The organism is Parapedobacter sp. (genome assembly GCF_053550995.1).
The window spans coordinates 1-6392 of record NZ_JBMQOC010000114.1 but is presented as its reverse complement, the minus strand read 5'-3'; the positions used below and the strand labels follow the sequence as shown (position 1 = coordinate 6392).

The 6392-nt window shown below is 52.8% G+C and carries 7 protein-coding genes; 1 reads left to right on the top strand and 6 read right to left on the bottom strand.

Features of this window, described 5'->3' with window-relative positions; translation table 11 throughout:
* The 5 genes from ACO1NT_RS15465 to ACO1NT_RS15445 form a co-directional block, all read right to left on the bottom strand.
* On the bottom strand, positions 1-194 hold a 194-nt coding region (locus ACO1NT_RS15465; RefSeq protein WP_449049642.1), incomplete at its 3' end, for a hypothetical protein.
* 268 nt (positions 195-462) lie between these two features.
* Entirely contained in the window at positions 463-1008 is a 546-nt protein-coding gene (locus ACO1NT_RS15460) for a hypothetical protein (RefSeq protein ID WP_449049641.1), read from the bottom strand.
* A gap of 30 nt (positions 1009-1038) precedes the next feature.
* Positions 1039-2013, bottom strand: coding sequence for an NAD-dependent epimerase/dehydratase family protein (locus ACO1NT_RS15455; protein WP_449049640.1), 975 nt, complete (start codon positions 2011-2013; stop codon positions 1039-1041).
* Positions 2010-2798 (bottom strand): SDR family NAD(P)-dependent oxidoreductase, encoded by a 789-nt coding sequence (locus tag ACO1NT_RS15450; protein WP_449049639.1) that lies wholly within the window; start codon positions 2796-2798, stop codon positions 2010-2012. Before ACO1NT_RS15450 ends, ACO1NT_RS15455 begins: the two co-directional genes overlap by 4 nt.
* A gap of 39 nt (positions 2799-2837) precedes the next feature.
* Positions 2838-3590 carry a TrmH family RNA methyltransferase gene (locus ACO1NT_RS15445; RefSeq protein ID WP_449049638.1) on the bottom strand — a complete coding sequence of 251 codons (753 nt, stop codon included), beginning with the start codon at positions 3588-3590 and terminating at the stop codon, positions 2838-2840.
* 44 nt (positions 3591-3634) lie between these two features.
* On the opposite strand from ACO1NT_RS15445, the gene tamL reads away from it, so the two are divergent.
* Positions 3635-5944, top strand: a complete 2310-nt coding sequence (tamL, locus tag ACO1NT_RS15440) for a translocation and assembly module lipoprotein TamL (protein ID WP_449049637.1) — start codon at positions 3635-3637, stop codon at positions 5942-5944.
* Here tamL and ACO1NT_RS15435 read toward each other — a convergent pair.
* Positions 5941-6392, bottom strand: a 452-nt coding sequence (locus tag ACO1NT_RS15435) for a hypothetical protein (protein ID WP_449049636.1), incomplete at its 5' end; no start/stop codon positions are given. The genes tamL and ACO1NT_RS15435 overlap by 4 nt on opposite strands.

Here is a 6392-nt window from a genome sequence, read left to right as displayed (position 1 = left end):
TTGGTGATCATGTTGATAAACAGCACCAGGAACTTGGCGATGAAGCTGATCAGTGCCGCAATGGCCACCGCATAGGCGGCGATAACGATGATGCGGGTTTTGTTCGGTAATGCTGATGAATTGATCCCTTCCGAACTGAGGGTGTCGTTGAGCGACATCGAGATGGGGATGCCCGCTTGATTTTTTGAAGTCATAGTTGGCTACAAAAGTAGGATTTATAATAGTTATCCGAAATAAAAAACCCCGGCGATTCACATCGGCGGGGTTCTACTAACTAAACTAAACAACTATATAAACATACTTTATAAACAGTGAGCAAACATATAGGTTATTAAGACTAATTCCAAATAATTTTTTGAATTTTGTGGGAAGCGGCACAAAAAAGAAGCCCCGCTGCGTGTGCGGGGCTGTATACCTTACCAACCGTATGGGGGTGGCAACCTTGTGGCTGGCAGTGAAAGGTTAATTGAACATGATATTGAAAGTGGTTCCGATGCCTACCTGTTGTAGGTTACCACCGTTTGCGTCTTTCCGGAAAATGCCATTGTAGAACCCGAAAATGTTCCAAAGCCGGTTGTGGTAACCAACCTGTGGCCGCACATACATACCGCCATTGCCATTGAGGTCGCTTCCGGTTTGGAAGCTATAGCCCACGTCGGTGCCGACGAAAAACCCTTGGCTAGCGGGATAATAGCGGGCAAAAATGCCAACGGGCACCGATCCGAAATTTTCGTGTCCGTCTTTGGGGAAATAATGGGTGTACCCCGACGCGAGGCCGAGCCCCCAATTGGGCGTAGACATGAGTTGCCCTTTGATATCAGCCCCAAGTGCCACGCTGGTTTGGTCGGCCAGGTCCGCGATAGGTATCCCTACATTGACGCCGGCTTTTATCCAGGAGTTCTTGGGGGTGATTTCAGTAGCGCGCTGTTGGGCATAAACACCCGGTGTAAATGCCAGTACCATAAGGGCGACGAAAAGCGCTCGATGGGTGGGTTGTTTCCGTTTCATACCCTACCTTATGCAAAGGGTATACCAATTTTATAACAATCGATGGTCCTTGAACCAGGCAATGGCGGCATCGATGCCGCTTTCGATGGGTTTGAACGCCGTGCCCAACTGGGCTTGTGCTTTCTTATTGGTATAATAGTTATTGACGCACAGGATTTTCATGTTTATGCTCGATAGGGCGGTGCGGACCCCAAGCCATCGCAGTACATCGCCGAAGTAACCGGCAGCCTGCAGTAGCGGTGGGGGCACACGGACCAGTAGCGTCCGCTGGCCGGTCTGCGCGGATAGTTTTTGGAAAAAAGCGCGATAGGTGAGGTTTTCGCCAGCTAATAGATAGGCTTCCATATGTTGGCCTCTCTCCAGCGCATCTACCACGCCCAGGGCGGCATCTTCGGCGTTGACGAAGTTTTTGCCGCCGGGTGGGTGGAAGACCACCTTTTTGCCATAGCCCATGCGGATGATCGTGCCGGAACTGGGTTTCCCGTCGTACGGGCCGATCATAAACGTGGGGCTGACGATGGTAATGGCGATTTTGCCGGCGGCGGCGAGTAGCTGGCGTTGTCCTTCGAGCTTACTTTTGGCATACCATGCATCGGCAAAGGGTGCCCCGGGGGGGAGGGTCTCGTTGCCCGGTGCACCCAGTGACCCATAGCCGAAGGTATTGGCCGTACCCACGTAAACGATTTTTCGGGCACCGTGTTTTACGGCAGCTTGAATGACGTTTTGGGTGCCCTGCACATTGATTCGATGGTAATCGGCGTAGCGAAGCAGGCGTTGGTCTGTCGTGGCGGCACAGTGGATAATGTAATCGCAGCCGGCGACGGCCCGATCCAACGACCGGGCATCGGTGATGTCGCCCACGGCAAGCTCCAGACGGGCATGGGGGGGAAGGAGAAATTTGCGGGTGTCGCGGATGAGCCCCTTCACCTGATACCCGCGCGCTAGTAAGGTAATGATGGTGTTGGTGGCTAGCAGGCCATTTGCGCCGGTAACCAATACCTTCATGCGCGTTTAACCTCCTTCTTCATGGCCCGGGTAAGCAACGGCAGGCGGATGTATACGGGAAGAAATTTCATGACCATCCACGTCAGTTTATTTACCCAGTTGAGCATGATGAGCGTATCGCGCTTGAAGAGCTGCCTAACCGCGATCGCCGCCACTTCTTCCGGCGTAAGCAATCCCATCGTGGCGAAAAAGCCCTGCTGCTGCAGACGGGCAGAAGAGTCTGCGTTGGTCATCATCGGACCCGGGTTAACCACGCTGAAAAAGACATTGCTATCGGCAAACTCTTGGTAAAGGCCCCGGCTGAGGCTATGTACAAATGCCTTCGATGCGGGGTACACCGTTTTGTATCCGATGGGGCTGTATGCCGCCACACTCCCCACATTGAGTACATAAGCCTGGTTGTTTTTCATCAGATTGGGCAACAATTGGTGGGTAAGCAAGGCGGTGGCTTTGACATTGAGTTGGATGATGCGGTCGAGGTAGTCGACATCGACATCTTGGAACCGCTGGGTACCCCCGCAGCCCGCATTGTTGATCAGTACCGATACTGCAAACCGCTCGTTCACCCAGTTGGCCAGCGCTACGATATTCGCTTTTTGCGTCAGATCGGTCTCATAGCAATGGGCTTCCTGGCCCAATTCTGCTACTTGGCTAGCTACGAAATCGATGCCCTCGCCCGGTAGACTGACCAGGATGGTATTGAACTGGCGCCTAGCCAACTCGAGTGCAAATGCTTTGCCCAACCCTTGGCTTGCTCCTGTTACCAATGCATATATTTTGCCCATCGGTGGTAAAAATACGATAATTTTTGGAAGTGGATGGGCTTACGGCTGCGCTTTCTGCCGGGCCAGCTCCGCGCAGAAAAGCGCGGCGGAAATAGCCACATTGAGCGACTCGGCGTTGCCCACACGCGGAATGGTGACCCGCTGCGTGATATGGGGAAGTACGGCCGGGCCGATGCCATTGCCTTCATTGCCCAACACCACCAGCCCGTGCTGGCCGAAATCCGTATCGTAAAGGGCACGGCCATCGAGAACCGCCCCGAATACGGGAACGGGTGAACGGACCACCAGGTCGGCGAGATCGGTATAGCATACCTGCATGCGGGCAAGGGACCCCATGCTGGCCTGTACGGTTTTGGGATTGTAAGCGTCTACCGAGCCAACCGAGCAAATCACCCGCTCCAGGCCAAACCAGTCGGCCGTACGGATAATCGTGCCCAGGTTGCCCGGATCTTGGATGTCATCCAGTACCAAATGGAAACCCTGTTGCAGCGTAGCCGCCGTTAAGGGGGGATAGGCGGGTATACGTACCACGGCCAGCACACCCTGTGGGGACTTGAGGGCGCTGATGCGCGCCAACGTCGGCTCATCGATTTCAACCGATTTTATATTTTGCGGGATTTTAGGCAATTTTGCAGCCGTTTGTGCGGTATGGTAAATACGTTGGACACTGTAGTCGGAATGGAGGAATTCCTTGACAGATTTAACACCTTCCACAATAAACAACCCGTGTTCCCTGCGGAATTTTTTTTGCTGAAGCGACGTAATGGCACGGATTTGCGGTTTTGAAAGCATTGTCAATGGTTAAACGGGATTGTCTTTTTACGTATGCAAGTATAATGCTTTTGCTGGTATTATTTGCATCGTGCCGCTCCACACGGTTGCTTGAAGCCGACCAAGCATTGGTTACCAAGGTCGAAATCGATGGCATTGATCCGCAATTTGCCGAGGGCGCGCAAGCCTATATTCCGCCCGCCTTGCGACCCAATTCGCGCATCAATCTATTTATCTATAACCTGGCGAACGCCCGGAAAGGACGGTACCGCACCACAAACATCCGCAACGTAGGGGAACCACCGCATATCCTCGACAGCGCCCTCGTCGATTTTTCTACCCAACAGATTGCCCGTTACCTGCTATCCAAGGGGTATTTCAATGCCACGGTCGACCAGGATATCATACGGCGGGGCAAGCGTGCACACCTGCATTTCCATGTGGTGCCTGGCGAACCGTTTACGCTCCGCCAGGTGGATGTCGATATCGCCGATACGGCGCTGGTTCGTCTGTATGCTGAACGGCTTAGCGCAACGAGTCCCATCAAGCCCGGGTCGCGCTATGATGCCGACTCGTTGGTGGCCGAGCGTGAACGGCTGTATTACCTGATGCGGCAGCGGGGCTATTACGACTATTTACGGCAATATATGCGCGTGGACGTGGACTCCACCCTGCAACGTAATCAAGCGGACGTGCGGCTGATCGTGGATAATCCCGAGGGACGGACGGGGCATACCCAATTCCATATCGACAGCAGTTTCGTCGTGATCAAACACGATCGGGCCGAACTGAACCAGCCGGTACCCGATAAGACCGAATGGGAAGGACAGCTTGCATTCGAGGACTATACCGGGCGCTTCCGGGCGGCACCCATCGCGCGGTACTTGTTTCACCGGCAGGGGGATACCTATAACGCCAATTTGGAAAACCTTACCTATGACCGGCTTTACGAACTGAATGGTTTCCGCAATGTGAAGATCAATTATGAGAAGGTGGATTCCAATCGGCTGAATGTGTACTACGAGCTGGTTCCGCGGCCCTATATGGGTAATCAAATTGAGGGCGAATATACCTTCAACGCAGGGATGAGTGGTTTCAACATTGGAAATACCTTTACCCACCGTAACCTCTTCGGCGGACTGGAGCAGTTGGAAGTGAAGTTGCGTTACGGGGTATTGTTTGACTCGAGGCTTTCCGGGGGGCTACTCGACCGGGTGTTCAACAACGACTTCCAGATCGGGGTGAACATCACCGTGCCGCGGTTGATTACGCCGTTCGCCGTTCCGCCGGTGGGTAGGAGTGGATTGCCACGCACGGTGTTCTCCGCCAACATACAGGCGTTTGACCAACGCCAGACTTACTCGAATCGCTATTTCAGCGGCACGCTATCCTACAACTGGTTCGATACCCGCTACAAGCAGCACAACCTGACTCCCATCGTGCTCGAATACCGGTATGGCCGTTTGAACAGTGAGTTTGCTCAAGACTTGATTGATAACGGCTTTTTATTGTATGTGCGTAGCAACAACAGAGCCTATTTCGGGCTAGGCTCGCAATATGCGTACACGGTGAACGCCGCCCGGCTTTCGAGGCTCGAAAATTTCCTCTATTTCCGGGGTGCCGTTGACTTGAGCGGAAACCTGCTCGGGTTGGCGGGCACGGTAATCGATTTCAAACGGAATGTGGATGGGGAGAGAGAAATTTTAGGTGTACCTTATCTACAATATGCCAAAGTCGAAACGGATATACGGTATTATCGGTACCTGGGTGGAGACCGGCAACTTGTGGTGCGGCTCAATCCGGGGGTAGCCATTCCCTATGGCAACAACTCGAGCCTGCTGATTTTCGAAAAAAGCTTTTTTGGCGGAGGAATGAATGGTATAAGGGCATGGCAGGCACGTACATTGGGCCCCGGCAACTACAACCGCAAAGTGCTCGACCCTGGCCTGCGCCTTAATCTTCGCAACCTCGACCAATTGGGGGAAATTAAACTGGAAGGGAATATAGAATACCGCTTTAAGCTGGTGGATGATATCTTCGGGGCGAAACTCAAGGCGGCTACGTTTGCCGACTTCGGTAATATCTGGCGCTTCAACGAAAATGAACTGAATCCGGGCGGTGAATTTAAATTCGACCGTTTCCTTGGACAGATGGCCATCGGTGCCGGTGCCGGCCTGCGGTTCGATCTGGACTATTTCGTTGTCCGGCTGGATGCCGGAGTGAAGGTGCGCGACCCGCAGTTTGACGGTGCACAACAATGGGTTATTTCGGAGTTTTTCAACAATAGGGCGTTTAAAGAGCAATACCGCCTTACGAACGCCCCCGACCGTTATCATTTCGTGCAATATAACTTCGGGATAGGGATGCCTTTTTAAATGAGCGACTTAAGACCATGGGTGATCGTTTCGAAGATATTCTCTAAATCCAGTCCTTTGCTGTAATTATAGACAAACAAGGCCACCAATACGATAATGGCCAATACCATGATCCGCTTGAAGAGGTAGGCGATAAGGAGGATAATCGCTGGGATAAGGATGAGGAAATACCAATTGATAGCGATGGGGTTGAGGCCCTGGTCGCGTTTCCATATGAAGTAGAGCCTACCGTGGGAGCCTTGCTGGTTACGGTGTTTGATGAATACGAAGGCCGACGTTTCGATAGGGTGTGAGGTGATGGCGACCCCGTCGTGGAACTGCAACTCCTGTTTAAAGCCGTTAATGACGAATTGAAAGGTGCCGGAAACGGTTTCATTGGGGCGCTCTTCGGCATCGGTGGCAATGATGGCCAGTTTGCCGTTCTTAATCAGGTTTTCCTTTACAACGA

Coding starts and splice junctions, on each gene's coding strand:
- ACO1NT_RS15460 (WP_449049641.1), bottom strand. CDS start 1,008: ATGAAACGGAAACAACCCACCCATCGAGCGCTTTTCGTCGCCCTTATG.
- ACO1NT_RS15455 (WP_449049640.1), bottom strand. CDS start 2,013: ATGAAGGTATTGGTTACCGGCGCAAATGGCCTGCTAGCCACCAACACC.
- ACO1NT_RS15450 (WP_449049639.1), bottom strand. CDS start 2,798: ATGGGCAAAATATATGCATTGGTAACAGGAGCAAGCCAAGGGTTGGGC.
- ACO1NT_RS15445 (WP_449049638.1), bottom strand. CDS start 3,590: ATGCTTTCAAAACCGCAAATCCGTGCCATTACGTCGCTTCAGCAAAAA.
- tamL (WP_449049637.1), top strand. CDS start 3,635: ATGCTTTTGCTGGTATTATTTGCATCGTGCCGCTCCACACGGTTGCTT.